This is a genomic window from Kribbella sp. NPDC051620, from assembly GCF_044453825.1.
Taxonomy (GTDB): Bacteria; Actinomycetota; Actinomycetes; order Propionibacteriales; family Kribbellaceae; genus Kribbella.
Genome location: NZ_JBITDB010000009.1, coordinates 109,523 through 122,848, shown reverse-complemented (window position 1 = coordinate 122,848; position 13,326 = coordinate 109,523). Strand labels below are relative to the sequence as shown.

Below are 13,326 nucleotides of genomic sequence, written 5' to 3'. Positions count from 1 at the left end.
GCCTGACCGACACGCGAACAACAAGTGACATCATGTCCGGGTGAGTCCCAAGGCATTGAATGATCTGGTGGCGGCCGACTGGGCCGAGGCGTTGGCTCCGGTCGAGGAGACCGTGTCGCGGATGGGCGAGTTCCTGCGCGGGGAGATCGCGGCCGGGCGGCCGTACCTGCCGGCCGGTGAGAACGTACTGCGCGCCTTCAACCAGCCGCTGAACGACGTAAAGGTCCTGATTGTCGGCCAGGACCCCTACCCGACACCGGGGCACCCGGTCGGGCTGAGCTTCTCGGTGGCGCCGGACGTGCGCCCCATCCCGCGCAGCCTGCAGAACATCTACCGCGAGCTGATGGCCGACGTCGGCGTACCGGCTCCCAGCAACGGCGATCTGACACCGTGGGCCGAGCAGGGCGTGCTGATGCTCAACAGAGTGCTCACCGTGCAGCCGGGCAAGTCCGCGTCGCACAAGGGCAAGGGCTGGGAGGCCGTGACCGAGCAGGCCATCCACGCGCTCGTGAAGCGTGGCGGCCCGCTCGTGGCGATCCTGTGGGGCCGGGACGCGCAGACGCTCAAGCCGATGCTCGGCAGTACGCCGTACATCGAGAGCGCCCACCCGAGCCCGATGTCCGCCGACCGCGGCTTCTTCGGCTCCAGGCCGTTCAGCCGGGTCAACGAGTTGCTGGTCGAGCAGGGCGGCACTCCGATCGACTGGCGCCTTCCGTAGCCAAGTAAGGCTGCCCTGTTCCACGCCGGAAGTACGCCGATCGCCACGATCGATTGACACCTGCCCGGCTGCGCCGTACGGTCTCGCCTTAATAGGAAACTTTCCTAACAGTTGCCCGGGAGAACCACTCAACAGCGTGGTTGGGCGACGCGAGGCCGATCGGAGGGCAGGGTTAGCACATGGCCAGCACACCCGGTACTCCCCGCCTGCTCCGCGCGATGAACGACCGCGCCGCCCTCGACCTGCTGCTCGCGCAGGGCCCGTTGTCGCGCACCACTCTCGGCAACCTCACCGGCCTGTCCAAGCCGACCGCCTCCCAGCTGCTCGCGCGGCTGGAGAGTGCCGGCCTGGTCCGGGCCAGTGGCACGAGCGCCGGCCGCCCAGGCCCGAACGCCCAGCTGTACGAGATCAACGGCGGCATCGCCTACGTGGCCGGTCTGGACGTCACTCCGACCAGGATCCGCTCCGCCGTCGCCGACCTGACCGGCAAGGTGGTCGGCCGCTTCGAGCTGCCCACCCCTGGCCGCAGCGCCAAGGGCACGGTCGAGCGGGTGGTCAAGGCTATCGACGGCGCGCTCGGCGAGGCCGGGCTGACCCGTGACCGCCTGCACCGCGTCTCGATCGGAACTCCCGGTGGGTTCGACCCGACCACTGGTCGGCTCCGCTACGCGACCCACCTCCCCGGCTGGCACGCGCCGCACCTGCTCGACGAGCTGGCCGCTGCGATCGCAGTACCGCTCGAGGTGGAGAACGACGTCAACCTGGCCGCGGTCGCCGAGCAGCAGGTCGGGCACGCGAACAGCAGCGACAACTTCGTCATGCTCTGGGGCGAAGAGGGCATCGGCGCCGCGATAGTGATCGGGGGCCACCTCGTCCGCGGCGCGACCGGCGGTGCCGGTGAGGTCGCCTTCATGCCGCTGCCCGGTACTCCGCTGGTCCGCAATGTCGGCCGCAACAACGCCGGCGGCTTCCAGGAGCTCGCTGGTGGCGAACCGGTCCTCGAGCTGGCCCGCTCCAACGGCATCAAGGCCCGTACTCCGGAAGCCGCGATCACCGCCGCCCTGCAGACACCCGGCGCCGGCGACATCGTGCTCGACGAGTTCGCGCATCGGCTGGCCGTCGGCCTGGCCGCGATCGTCTCCGTAGTCGATCCCGAGCTGATCGTGCTCGCGGGTGGCGTCATCACCGCTGGCGGCGAGCGGCTGCGCGGCCTGATCCAGGACGAGCTGGCCGAGCTCGCCGTACCGCGGCCGCGGCTGCTGATGACCGCCATCAACACCGACCCGGTGCTGTCCGGCGCCCTCCAGTCCGCCCTGAGCTACACCCGTGACGCTGTCTTCGACACTGCCGGCACGACGACCGGAGGCAGTGCCGACTAGCGCCCACACCACCGCCACACACATCCCCGGACCGGGAACACCCACCTGGCCCGGTGGATCCGTACACCCAAAAGCAGGCTGGCTCCACCCAGGATCAGGAGAAACGGAAAATGCGTCGAGTCCACAAAGCAGTGATCGCCGCGGCGGCGATCGCGCTGCTCGGTACCGCGTGCACCGGTACGTCGAGCGCCCCCAAGGCGAGCGACGACGCCACCAAGGACACCACGATCACCTTCTGGCACGGCTGGAGCGCGCCCAGCGAGGTGGCCGCGATCGCCGCCAACGTGAAGGCGTTCGAGACCGCCCACCCGAACATCCACGTGAAGGTCGTCGGCAACATCAACGACGACAAGATCAAGCAGGCGCTGCGCGCGGGCGGCCCGAACTCGCCGGACGTGGTCTCCTCGTTCACCACCGACAACGTCGGCACCTTCTGCGCCTCGAACGTGTTCGCGGACCTGAAGCCGTTCCTGGACAAGTCGGGCGTCGACCTGGACAAGACCTTCCCGAAGCCGCTGCAGGACTACACCCAGTTCGAGGGCAAGCGCTGCACGCTGCCGCTGCTCAACGACGCATACGGCCTGTACTACAACAAGGACGCGTTCAAGGCGGCCGGGATCGCCGGCCCGCCGAAGACGCTGTCGGAGTTCGACGCGGACGCCAAGAAGCTGACCAAGGCCAAGGGCGACAGCTACTCCCAGCTCGGCTTCATGCCGAACTTCCACGGCTACGAGTCGACCACCACGCACTTCGCCGCGCAGTGGAACCCGACCTACTTCACCGCCGAGGGCAAGTCGAACCTGGCCGCCGACCCGGCCTTCGGCAAGATGCTGACCTGGCAGGCAGGCCTGGTCAAGGAGCTCGGCGGGTTCGCCAAGCTGGAGAAGTACCGGGCGACCTTCGGTGACGAGTGGGGCGCCAAGAACCCCTTCCACACCGGCCAGACAGCGATGGCGATCGACGGTGAGTGGCGGCTCGGGATGGCCAAGGAGGCCGGGGTGAAGTTCGACATCGGGGTCGCGCCGTTCCCGGTCCCGGACGACCAGGCCGATACCTACGGCAAGGGCTACCTGTCCGGCACGATCATCGGGATCGCGAACACCAGCGAGAAGCAGAACGCCGCCTGGGAGCTGGTCAAGTACATGACCACTGACACCAAGGCCGTGGTCGACTTCGCCAACGCGATCCACAACGTGCCCTCGACGCTGGAGGCGCTGAAGTCGCCGGACCTGAAGGCCGACGAGAACTTCAAGGTCTTCCTCGAGATCTCCCAGCACCCGAAGAGCAGCACCACGCCGGCCAGCCCGAACGGCGGCGCGTACCAGCTCACCCTGCAGGACTTCGGCTACGCCTTCGAGGCCGGCAAGCAGACCGATCTGGCCGCCGGTCTGGCGAAGACCGACGCGCAGATCGACAAGGACATCGCGCAGGCCAAGTGATGGCGACCATCTCGGTAGGACTCAGACACAAGCGGCGCAGGGAACGACTGCGCAACCTGGCCTTCCTCTCCCCGTGGCTGATCGGGGTCAGCGTCTTCTTCCTGTACCCGCTGGCCTCCACGGTCTACTTCAGCTTCATGAAGTACGACGGCTTCACCCCGCCGGTGTGGACCGGCCTGAAGAACTGGAACTACGTCTTCACCGACTACCCGTTCTTCTGGCCGGCCCTGCGCAACACGCTCTGGCTGGTGATCGTGATGGTCACCCTGCGGGTGATCTTCGGGCTCGGCATCGGCCTGCTGATCACCAAGGTGAAGACCGGCGCCGGGATCTTCCGGACCCTGTTCTACCTGCCGTACCTGGCGCCGCCGGTAGCCGCGACGATGGCGTTCGCGTTCCTGCTCAACCCCGGCACCGGGCCGGTGAACAACATCCTCGGCAAGATCGGGCTGCCGCAGCCGGGCTGGTTCAACGACCCGGCGTGGTCGAAGCCGGCCCTGACCCTGCTGGCGATCTGGGGCATCGGGGACCTGATGGTGATCTTCATGGCCTCGCTGCTCGACGTGCCGATGGAGCAGTACGAGGCGGCCTCGCTGGACGGCGCCGGGGCGTGGAAGCGGTTCGTCCACGTCACCCTGCCGAACATCCAGCCGATCGTGTTGTTCGCGGTCATCACCGGCGTGATCCAGACCATGCAGTACTACACCCAGCCACTGATCGCCGGAAAGGTCGCGAGCGGGGTGATCGGTGGCTCAGGGCAACAGTTCGAGCCGGGCTATCCGGAGAAGTCGACGCTGACCCTGCCGCAACTGGTCTACAACCTGGGCTTCCAGCGGTTCGACACCGGTGGCGCCTCGGTGATCGCGCTGGTGCTGTTCGCGCTGGCGATGGTGTTCACGGCGTTCCTGATGCGCCGCGGCAGTGGCTTCCTGGCCACGGACGACTAGGAGGCCTGCATGAGTACCTTGACGACATCACGGGTTGACTCCCCGGCTTCCACTCCTGGGCTGACGACGGCCGGCCGCGAGGCCCGGCGTACCAGGTTCCTGAACTGGGTCGCCGTGCACACGCTGGCGATCGCGGCGGCGTTGTTCTTCGTACTGCCGTTCGTTTTCGTCTTCCTGACCGCGCTGATGAGCGACCAGCAGGCGCTGACCCGCGACCTGTGGCCGGACAGCTGGCACTGGGAGAACCTGCGCACGGTGTGGGAGACCCCGGGCTTCCTGACCTGGTGGAAGAACACCCTCGTGTACGCCGTACTCGGCACGGTGCTCACCTTGGTGTCGAGCATCCCGGTCGCGTACGCCCTGGCCCGCTTCAAGTTCCGCGGCCGCAACCTGGCGATGATGCTGGTCATCTCGACGATGATGCTGCCGCCGCAGGTCGTGATCGTGCCGATGTACCTGTTCTGGGCCAAGCAACTGCACCTGTCCGGGACGCTGTGGCCGCTGATCATCCCGCTGGCCTTCACCGACGCGTTCTCGATCTTTTTGCTGCGGCAGTTCCTGCTGACGATTCCCAAGGAGTACGTCGACGCGGCCAAGGTGGACGGCTGTGGTGACTTCCGGGCGCTGGTCCGGGTCATCCTGCCGATGGCCAAGCCGGCCATCGCGGCGGTCGCGCTGTTCCAGTTCTTCTACTGCTGGAACGACTACTTCGGCCCGCAGATCTACGCTAGCGAGAACCCGGCCGCCTGGACGCTCAGCTACGGCCTGGAGTCCTTCAAGGGCGCCCACCACACCAACTGGAACCTCACCATGGCAGCGACCCTGCTGGTGATGGCGCCGGTGATCATCCTGTTCTTCTTCGCCCAAAAGGCCTTCATCGAAGGCGTCACACTCACAGGGGTCAAAGGTTGAAACTCACAGTCGTCGGTGGCGGATCCACCTACACGCCTGAACTCATCGACGGATTCGCCCGGCTGCGCGACTCGCTGCCGGTCTCCGAGCTGGTCCTCGTCGACCCGGCGGCCGACCGGCTCGCGCTGGTCGGCGGGCTGGCCGAGCGGATCTTCGCAAAGCAAGGGCATCCGGGCAAGATCGTCACCACGTCGAACCTGGACGAAGGGATCGACGGGGCGGACGCCGTCCTGCTGCAGTTGCGGGTCGGCGGGCAGGCTGCCCGTGGTCAGGACGAGAGCTGGCCGCTCGAATGCGGCTGCGTCGGCCAGGAGACCACCGGTGCGGGAGGCCTCGCGAAGGCGCTGCGCACGGTTCCCGTCGTCCTGGACATCGCTGAGCGGGTACGGCGGACGAACCCCGATGCCTGGATCATCGACTTCACCAACCCGGTCGGGATCGTCACCCGGGCGCTGCTGTCGCAGGGCCACAAGGCGGTCGGGCTGTGCAACGTGGCGATCGGGTTCCAGCGGAAGTTCGCTCGCATGCTCGGCGTGAAGCCCGAAGAGGTCTCTTTGGACCACGTCGGGCTGAACCACCTCACCTGGGAGCGCGGCGTCCGGGTCAACGGCGCCAATGTGCTGCCTCAGTTGCTCGCCTCGCATTCGGCGGAGCTGGCGGATGAGCTGCATTTGCCGGCCGAGTTGCTGTTGCAGCTGGGCGTCGTACCGTCGTACTACCTGCGCTACTTCTACGCGCATGACGAGGTCGTCCGCGAGATGCTGGACAAGCCGTCCCGGGCGTCCGAGGTCGCGGCGATCGAGAAGCAACTGCTCGACCTGTACGCCGATCCCACGCTGGACGAGAAGCCCGCTCTGCTGGAGCAACGTGGTGGCGCCTACTACTCGGAAGCCGCTGTCGCCTTGGCCTCCTCGCTGTTGAACGACACCGGTGACGTGCAGGTGGTCAACACCTTGAACAACGGGGCCTTGCCGTTCCTCCCCGACGACGCGGTGATCGAGGTGCCAGCGACGGTCGGGGCAACCGGTACTACGCCGTTGCCGATCTCGCCCCTCGAGCCGTTGTACGCGGGGCTGGTCGCAGGAGTCACGGCGTACGAGAATCTTGCTCTCGAAGCGGCTCTGAAGGGTGGTGCGGACCGGGTGTTCAACGCACTGCTGGCGCACCCGCTGATCGGGCAGATCGAGTACGCAAACCAGCTCACCGACAAGTTGCTCGCGCACAACCGCGAGTACCTGCCGTGGGCGTGACCATGACTGACGGGGTTCGCCTGATGAGACCGCTGGTGCCTGGCGGCGTACTGGCCTTCGATGCGGGCAATAGCAAGACCGACGTCGCACTGGTGTCCGCGGACGGCACAGTCCTCGGTACTGCGCGCGGCGGCGGCTTCGAGCCGCACATAGTCGGGGCCTACGCCGCCGTGGAGGGCCTGGCCCCGCTGGTCGCCACCGCGGCTGCGGAGGCCGGGCTGGCGGTTGGTGCAGTACCGCTGGTCCAGCAGATCTCCGCGTGCCTGGCGAACGCGGACCTGCCGATCGAGGAGGAGCGCCTGGCCGAGGCGTTCGAGTCGTTCGGCTGGGCGACGTCGGTGCATGTCGCCAACGACACCTTCGCCCTCTTGCGGGCCGGCGTGGACGAGCCGCGCGGCGTCGCGGTGGTCTGCGGCGCGGGCATCAACTGCGCGGGACTGCTGCCTGACGGCCGTACGGCGCGCTTTCCCGCCGTCGGCAAGATCTCCGGCGACTGGGGCGGTGGCCAGCAACTGGCCGACGAGGCCTTCTGGGTAGCCGCCCGGGCCGACGACGGCCGCGGCCCGGCCACAGCACTCGCCACCGCCCTCCCCGCCCACTACGGCGTCGCCTCGATGCCTGCGCTCATCGAGGCCCTCCACCTGGGCGACATCCCGGTCTCCCGCCGCCTGGAAGCGACTCCTCTCCTCTTCCAGGTGGCGGCGTCCGGCGACGCCATCGCCCGCTCCATCGTCCAGCACCAAGCCGAAGAGGTCGTCTCGATGGCAGTAGTCGCCATGAGCCGGCTGGACCTCCTGGACGAGCCCACCGACGTAGTACTGGGCGGCGGCGTTCTCACTGCGGGCCACCCGTTGCTCATGGAGACGGTAGTCCGCCTACTCGCAACCGCGGCGCCCAAGGCAGTAGCCCGGGTAGTAGACGTCCCCCCGGTTGTAGGCGCAGCGCTGCTGGGCCTGGACCACACAGGCGCGGCTCCCTCGGCCCACCTCACCCTCAGATCCGCCTACGAGACGTCCCCTGCCGCGTAGGTCGCCCCCAACCACCTTTGCTTCGCTTGGGTGGTTGGGGGTTGTTTGTGCGATGTGTAATCATGATTACATGAGTACACAGTCAGAAGGTGAGCGTGTTCGGGGCTGGCTTACGGGTCGGCTTCCGGCGGGGTGGTTCGAGGGTGAGCCCGAGGTGAGTATCGATCGCGACGAGATTCTCGTGGTCGGGAGGATCGCGGCACCCGAGCAGGGTGACGGGGTCAGCGCGGCGGAGCGGTCGGCCGCGGAGGAAGGCCGGATCAAGCAGTTCCGGGAGGACACCCGGGAGAAGCGGATCGAGATCGCGCGGGAGCTGGAGCACGCGACCCGGCGGAAGGTTGCGTGGGGTGTGCGGGCCGGGGAGACGCGGACCGTCTTCACGTCCCTGTCCGCGCCGGTGATGACGCGCCTGCGCCAGCCGGAGCGGCAGGTGCTCGACACACTGGTCGACGCCGGGGTCGCGCGGTCTCGCAGCGATGCGCTCGGCTGGTGCGTGAAGCTCGTCGCCCAGCACAGCGAGAGCTGGCTGGGTGACCTCCGTGAGGCCATGGCAAAGGTCGAGGATGTCCGGCGCGCAGGACCCGACGCGACCAGCTCGGAGGCTTCCGAGGACCAGTCAGTCAGCTGACCTTGGATGCGGGCGCGGCCCACGTGTTGCAGGAAGCCGGGCTCTTGCTGGCGAAGGCCGCGCTCGACCAGGCTCCGTTGTTCAGCTCAGATCCGTGGTCGGGCGGCCCTGATTGATCGCCCGCGCCTTCCTCGAGAATCATCTCGGCCAGCCGCGCGCCGTACAGGCCCAGCGTCTTCTGGTTGGCTCCGACAAAGGCAGCGGCGAGGCAGTTCGCCTGGATCTCCAACCGTCGGCTCCGATCAAGTTGCGCTGGGCCGGACTTCCGGTCGTAGAGCTCGTCGTAGGCGTCGCCAATGCCGGTCATCCACTGCAGATGATGCCCGTACTCGTGCGCCATCGTGTCGATCATGGCGTTCTGAACGTAGGCCCGGTTGTCACCCGCCTTCTCGGCATGCTCCATCCAGTTGAAGTAGATCGTGCTGTCCGCCGGGCAGTAGAAGGCAAGGTAGGTGCCGCCGGCAACCGGCCCGCAGTTGGTCGAGTCGCCGACCTCGACGGACCGCAGCCCCGGTGACCAGAACCGGGCCGAAGAACGAGCAACGAGCGGCCGCCAGGCTCGATCGAGGCACGCCAGCGTTTTCTGGGCGTACGCCTGCAATGCCGCCCTGGTCGCCAGCCGGCCCGCCGGAAGTGGGCAACTCACGGCTGGCACCACCCCGGCCCGGTACAGCGCGTTCCTCTGCAACGCCGGGCCGCCTTCAGGGCTCGCGGCCGCATCGGGGCGCATCCGGTGGGCCGCGGTGAAGCCGTTCGGCGAGCTGGCGGCCGGCGCCTGCGACGCCGCAGCCGACGCCGACGGCGGGTGCGGCTGTGGCTGCGCCTTTGTGGTGGGAGCGGTGTAGGTGTTGCAGGAGGCGGGGTTGGGTGCCGCGAAGCCCCGGCTCATCCACAGCTCGATGCGCTGAGGTGAGCCATGGGTGCGGGCTTCGAGTGGGTTGGTCTGGTCGATGTTGTGCTTGGTGCGCCACTTCCACCAGGTCAGCCGATCACCCGTCAGCGGGAAGCTCGCTTTGTTCGCGCCCAGGAAGGCGGCTGACAGGCAGTTGGCCTGCAAGGCGGCCTGGCGCGACTGTTCCAGTCTCTGCTCCACGTCGGCCGTCTCCGCCTTGCGGTGCAGCGACGCGTCGAAGATGCCGGTCAGTCGCTGGACATGGACGGCGTAGACGATGCCGAGCACGTCGACCATGTCCATGCTGGCCAGCGCCTGGTTCTCGCGGTACTCCTCGTTCAGGCGTTTCCAGGGCAGCGCGACGATGCCGCCGCCGGCATCGCAGTACGCGGCGGCGTCGACCTGCAGGCCGCACGCGGTCTGGTCGCCGTTCTGGAAGAGGATCAGCTTCGGCGGGTGGAACACGTGGCCGGACTTGCGGACGGCGGGCTGCCAGAACTTGTTCATGCAGACGAGGAGCGCCTGGTAGTACGACTTGATGGCGGCCTTGGAGGTCGGCCGGAAGACCGGTTCCCTGCACTTGACCGAGGCGAGCGGGCCGGTGGTGTACAGCGCGTTCTTCCGCAGGACGGCGAGGTCGTCCACCGGCTTGACGATCGGCCGGACCGACGGGGTGTGCGGCGGAGGGACGAGCGGGTTGCCGACGGCGCCGTCAGACAGCTTGAGAACCTCGGGCACGACGCCGACGAGGATCGCTCCACCGATGAGGAGCGCGGCGACCAGCAGCTTCGAGCGCTTCTTCAGCACGAGTGATGCTACGACGTGGGCGGTTGTTCGGCGTACCGGATTGCAGCTAATGACATCGACTCGAGAACAGGTGGGTGTGGTCCGGGCGGATCACACCCACCTGTTCTTGTACTTCGGTCAGCTGTGGCGCGGGGGTTCCGTGCTCCAGCCGTTGTCGCTGCCCGGCCAGTTGCCGTTGGACTGCGGAGCGCCGTGGTGAGCAGGCTCCTGGGTCGGATAGGAGGTCTGGCCGCCGGCCATTCCGTTGCCCGCGGTTGTTCCGTTGCCCGCGGTCGTTCCGTTGCCGGTCATGCCGTTCGAGCCGGCGGTGCTGTCCGGGGTGGTGGGACGGTTCATCGTGCTGCGGTCGAACAGGGTGCGCAGCGCTTCGCCGGCCATCTCGCGGCCGCCGAGGCCGAAAGCGAGGCCGAGGGCCAGCGCGGCGCCACCGAGCACGATGAGCAGCGTGTTGCCGGTCAGCTGGACGGCAATGCCCAGCTGGGTCAGCGCGGCGAAGGCTGCGTACACCAGTACGGCGTACCGGCCGACCTTGGCGAGTGTCTCGTTGCCGGTCGCGCCGCGGATCACCGCCGCGAGGAAGTTCGCGAACAGCGCCGCCAGGCAGACGATCACGATCGCGGCGAATATCCGCGGGATGTAGCCGAGCATGTCGGACATGAAGTTCGAAATCTCCGGTACGCCGAGCGCGGAGGCGAACATCGTGAAGCTGATCAGGAACACGAACCAGAACACGACCTTGCCGAGCATCGTCGACGCGGTCAGCCCCGTGCCCGACCGCTGCAGGACGCCGGACACCCCGGCTCGTTCCATCCATTGGTCGAAGCCGACCTTGCCGAGCAGGGTCCCGACCAGCTTGCCGAGCACCTTGGCGACGAAGTAGCCGATCACCAGGATGACGATGCCGCCCAGCAGGTTCGGGATGAACCCGAGAAGCTTGCTGAAGGCATCTTCAAAAGGTTGGGTGAAGTCGATGGCCAGTGCTGACATCGGCGTTCCTTCCGGACTGGCCCGTCCCACCGCCACGCACCCGACCGCGCGACGCCGGCTACGGGCGGGTTGCAGTTGGTGTCCAAGCACCCGTGCCCGGCGCGACCGGGAGTAAACGGTGCTCACCTAAAGTAATGTGATTGCATAAGGCAATGACCGATGTCGTGATCCGCCGTGCCACCGCCTCCGACGTCCCCGGCATCGTCGCGATGCTCGTCGACGACGAGATCGGCGCCGGCCGCGAGAGCGCCGACGACCTGACGCCGTACCAGGCCGCCTTCACCGCGATCGACGCCGACCCGAACCAGCTCCTGGTCGTTGCCGACCGCAACGGCGAGCTCATCGGCACGCTCCAGCTGACGATCATCCCCGGCCTGTCCCGCCAGGGCGCCACCCGCGGTCAGGTCGAAGGCGTCCGGGTAGCCTCCTCAGCCCGCGGCACCGGCCTCGGCACCACCCTCATGCAGTGGTCCATCGAAGAGGCCCGCACCCAAGGCTGCACCATCCTCCAGCTGACCTCAGACAAGGCCCGCACAGACGCCCACCGCTTCTACCAAAACCTAGGCTTCACCCAAACCCACGAAGGCTTCAAACTCCAGCTCAACTGACCTTCTTCGCAGCTGCCGCCCATGTATTACAGGCATCCGGACTCCGGGCCGAGAACGCTGCTCCCGACCACGCTTGGTTGTTCTTCGCTGAGCCATGGTCGCGCCGGTCATCCGGTTCGTCCCCGCCGTCCTCGTGCCATCGCAGTTCGGACAGGCGGTCGCCGTGCAGATCCAACGTCGTCCGGTTGGCGCCGAAGAAGGCGGCGGCGAAGCAACTCGCCTGAAGCTCCAGCCGACGGACCTGCTCGAGCTCTGCGCTACCAGACGCCCGCCTCGATCGCAGCGACGGCAGGCGGTCGGGTATCTGGCTGGATCGGCGCGACCAACGGATTGTCCACCAGCCACTTCTCGTTCTCGCCGCTCGGCGACGCGCTGGGCGTCACCAACCGCGGCGTACTGGACGCCTTGGGAGCCTTGGACGGCTGCGATGCCGGCGTCCGCTCAGGAGACTTTGGCGGGTGGGGCGGTGTAGGTGTTGCAGGAGGCGGGGTTGGTTGACTTGAAGGCGGGGCCGGCCCACAGCCACTGGTTCTTCTTCGAGCCGTGGTCGCGGACTTTCTTGGGGTCGAACTCGTCGCCGCTGTTCTTCGTCTGCGACTCCCAGGACTTCAGGTCCTGACCGGTCAGGCCCAAGGTGTTCTTGTTCGCGCCGAGGAAGTTCGCGCCGAGGCAGTTCGCCTGAAGCTCCTGACGACGGCTCCACTCCAGCTTCTCCGCCTTGGTCTTGGCATAACCCTCGCGGGACTGGGAGGCCGTCGACATCTCGGTCAGGTTCTGGACGTGATGGCCGTACTCATGGGCCAGGGTGTCCATCATGTGCACGACGACCTGGTCGCCGTAGGTCTTGTAGTCCTTGAGGTCCTGCGCCCACTGCATGGTGATCAGCTCGTCGGCCGGGCAGTAGTTCGAGCTGTCGGACTCGCCGGTGCACGTGGTCGTGTTGGTCTTTCCGGCCAGTACGAGCTTCGGCTGCCGGAACGGGTAGTCCGCCTTCAGCACCAGCGGCTCCCAGGTCTCGTGCAAGCAGGGCAACATCGCCTGGTAGAAGCGCAGGATGTTCGCCTTGCTGGTCGGCTTGACCTTGGGCCGGGCGCACTTGACGCCGGCCAGCTTGCCGACCGTGTAGAGCTTGTTCTTCTGGAGGCGGACCAGGTCGGGTACCGGCTGGATGGTGACGGTTTTGGTGGGGTTGGGGGCTACTGACTGGGGGCCCTCGGAGGGCTTGATGGAGGGGTCGGCCAGGGGGTTGGTGACCTCGTTGCCGAAGCTGTCGATCTTCGCGTACGCCGCGATGGTGCCGCCGGCCACGATGACCAGGGCCAGGGCGGAGATCAGGCCGACGAAGCGCTGGGAGAACTGGCGGGCCGGCTTGCGGTACGGCGACTGGGTCGCGAACTGCCGCAGGCCCGTCCGGGGAGACGTCGTCTTCCACCCGTCGTACCGAACCCGCCCGAACTGCCGGCTCCCCTGCAGCGACCCTGTCGGCGCACCCGGCAAAGGCGCGGCCGGCGGACCACTGTAGAACCCCTGGTACTCCGGGTCGTCCGGCAACGGAGCCGCCTTCTTCCGAGCAGGCTCCTGCGAAATACTGACCGGCCGAGCCTCCCCGAGCCCGAGCCCGGATCCGCGACTGGACTTGGACGTCGGAGCGACCGGGGAATCCCCGCCTGTAGGCACGTCGCTACCGGGCAGGAAGTGACCCGGCTCGGGCACCCGCTCGTCCGCCATCCA

The 13,326-nt window shown here is 67.5% G+C and carries 13 protein-coding genes; 9 read left to right on the top strand and 4 right to left on the bottom strand.

The genetic code is table 11. The features are described 5' to 3' along the window. Positions 1–40: 40 nt before the first annotated feature. From ACIA12_RS37215 to ACIA12_RS37180, 8 genes are all read left to right on the top strand, one after another. Positions 41–718: a uracil-DNA glycosylase gene (locus tag ACIA12_RS37215; RefSeq protein ID WP_396372069.1), complete on the top strand. Its 678-nt coding sequence runs from the start codon at positions 41–43 to the stop codon at positions 716–718. A gap of 179 nt (positions 719–897) precedes the next feature. Then, on the top strand, positions 898–2,097 hold the full coding sequence (locus ACIA12_RS37210; RefSeq protein ID WP_396372068.1) for an ROK family protein: 1,200 nt from the start codon (positions 898–900) through the stop codon (positions 2,095–2,097). A 110-nt stretch (positions 2,098–2,207) separates the two neighbouring features. Further along, on the top strand, positions 2,208–3,536 hold the full coding sequence (locus ACIA12_RS37205; protein WP_396372067.1) for an ABC transporter substrate-binding protein: 1,329 nt from the start codon (positions 2,208–2,210) through the stop codon (positions 3,534–3,536). Beyond that, entirely contained in the window at positions 3,536–4,483 is a 948-nt protein-coding gene (locus tag ACIA12_RS37200) for a carbohydrate ABC transporter permease (protein ID WP_396372065.1), read from the top strand. Before ACIA12_RS37205 ends, ACIA12_RS37200 begins: the two co-directional genes overlap by 1 nt. Before the next feature lie 9 nt (positions 4,484–4,492). Then, positions 4,493–5,395: a carbohydrate ABC transporter permease gene (locus ACIA12_RS37195; protein ID WP_343969316.1), complete on the top strand. Its 903-nt coding sequence runs from the start codon at positions 4,493–4,495 to the stop codon at positions 5,393–5,395. Further along, on the top strand, positions 5,392–6,645 hold the full coding sequence (locus ACIA12_RS37190) for a 6-phospho-beta-glucosidase (protein ID WP_396372063.1): 1,254 nt from the start codon (positions 5,392–5,394) through the stop codon (positions 6,643–6,645). The genes ACIA12_RS37195 and ACIA12_RS37190 overlap by 4 nt, the downstream gene beginning before the upstream one ends. Positions 6,646–6,668: 23 nt before the next feature. Further along, complete coding sequence (locus ACIA12_RS37185) at positions 6,669–7,673, top strand: N-acetylglucosamine kinase (RefSeq protein ID WP_396372061.1); 1,005 nt, start codon at positions 6,669–6,671, stop codon at positions 7,671–7,673. Positions 7,674–7,827: 154 nt separating this feature from the next. Beyond that, complete coding sequence (locus ACIA12_RS37180) at positions 7,828–8,301, top strand: hypothetical protein (RefSeq protein ID WP_396372060.1); 474 nt, start codon at positions 7,828–7,830, stop codon at positions 8,299–8,301. Here the strand turns inward: ACIA12_RS37180 and ACIA12_RS37175 are convergent. After that, positions 8,294–10,000: a neutral zinc metallopeptidase gene (locus ACIA12_RS37175; RefSeq protein ID WP_396372058.1), complete on the bottom strand. Its 1,707-nt coding sequence runs from the start codon at positions 9,998–10,000 to the stop codon at positions 8,294–8,296. The genes ACIA12_RS37180 and ACIA12_RS37175 overlap by 8 nt on opposite strands. Before the next feature lie 117 nt (positions 10,001–10,117). Then, complete coding sequence (locus ACIA12_RS37170) at positions 10,118–10,987, bottom strand: hypothetical protein (RefSeq protein WP_396372057.1); 870 nt, start codon at positions 10,985–10,987, stop codon at positions 10,118–10,120. Between the two features lie 152 nt (positions 10,988–11,139). Between ACIA12_RS37170 and ACIA12_RS37165 the strand changes: the two genes are divergently transcribed. Then, the gene (locus ACIA12_RS37165) at positions 11,140–11,595 is read left to right on the top strand and encodes a GNAT family N-acetyltransferase (protein ID WP_396372055.1); all 456 of its coding nucleotides are present in this window, start codon (positions 11,140–11,142) and stop codon (positions 11,593–11,595) included. A 257-nt stretch (positions 11,596–11,852) separates the two neighbouring features. Here the strand turns inward: ACIA12_RS37165 and ACIA12_RS37160 are convergent, their stop codons facing one another. Further along, positions 11,853–11,978 carry a hypothetical protein gene (locus ACIA12_RS37160; protein ID WP_396372054.1) on the bottom strand — a complete coding sequence of 42 codons (126 nt, stop codon included), beginning with the start codon at positions 11,976–11,978 and terminating at the stop codon, positions 11,853–11,855. A gap of 58 nt (positions 11,979–12,036) precedes the next feature. After that, positions 12,037–13,323 carry a neutral zinc metallopeptidase gene (locus tag ACIA12_RS37155; protein WP_396372053.1) on the bottom strand — a complete coding sequence of 429 codons (1,287 nt, stop codon included), beginning with the start codon at positions 13,321–13,323 and terminating at the stop codon, positions 12,037–12,039. Positions 13,324–13,326 lie beyond the last annotated feature (3 nt).

Bases quoted from the DNA above. Each gene is read 5' to 3' on its own strand.
- ACIA12_RS37210 (WP_396372068.1), top strand. From the start codon at position 898: ATGGCCAGCACACCCGGTACTCCCCGCCTGCTCCGCGCGATGAACGAC.
- ACIA12_RS37205 (WP_396372067.1), top strand. From the start codon at position 2,208: ATGCGTCGAGTCCACAAAGCAGTGATCGCCGCGGCGGCGATCGCGCTG.
- ACIA12_RS37200 (WP_396372065.1), top strand. From the start codon at position 3,536: ATGGCGACCATCTCGGTAGGACTCAGACACAAGCGGCGCAGGGAACGA.
- ACIA12_RS37195 (WP_343969316.1), top strand. From the start codon at position 4,493: ATGAGTACCTTGACGACATCACGGGTTGACTCCCCGGCTTCCACTCCT.
- ACIA12_RS37185 (WP_396372061.1), top strand. From the start codon at position 6,669: ATGAGACCGCTGGTGCCTGGCGGCGTACTGGCCTTCGATGCGGGCAAT.
- ACIA12_RS37170 (WP_396372057.1), bottom strand. From the start codon at position 10,987: ATGTCAGCACTGGCCATCGACTTCACCCAACCTTTTGAAGATGCCTTC.
- ACIA12_RS37165 (WP_396372055.1), top strand. From the start codon at position 11,140: ATGACCGATGTCGTGATCCGCCGTGCCACCGCCTCCGACGTCCCCGGC.
- ACIA12_RS37155 (WP_396372053.1), bottom strand. From the start codon at position 13,323: ATGGCGGACGAGCGGGTGCCCGAGCCGGGTCACTTCCTGCCCGGTAGC.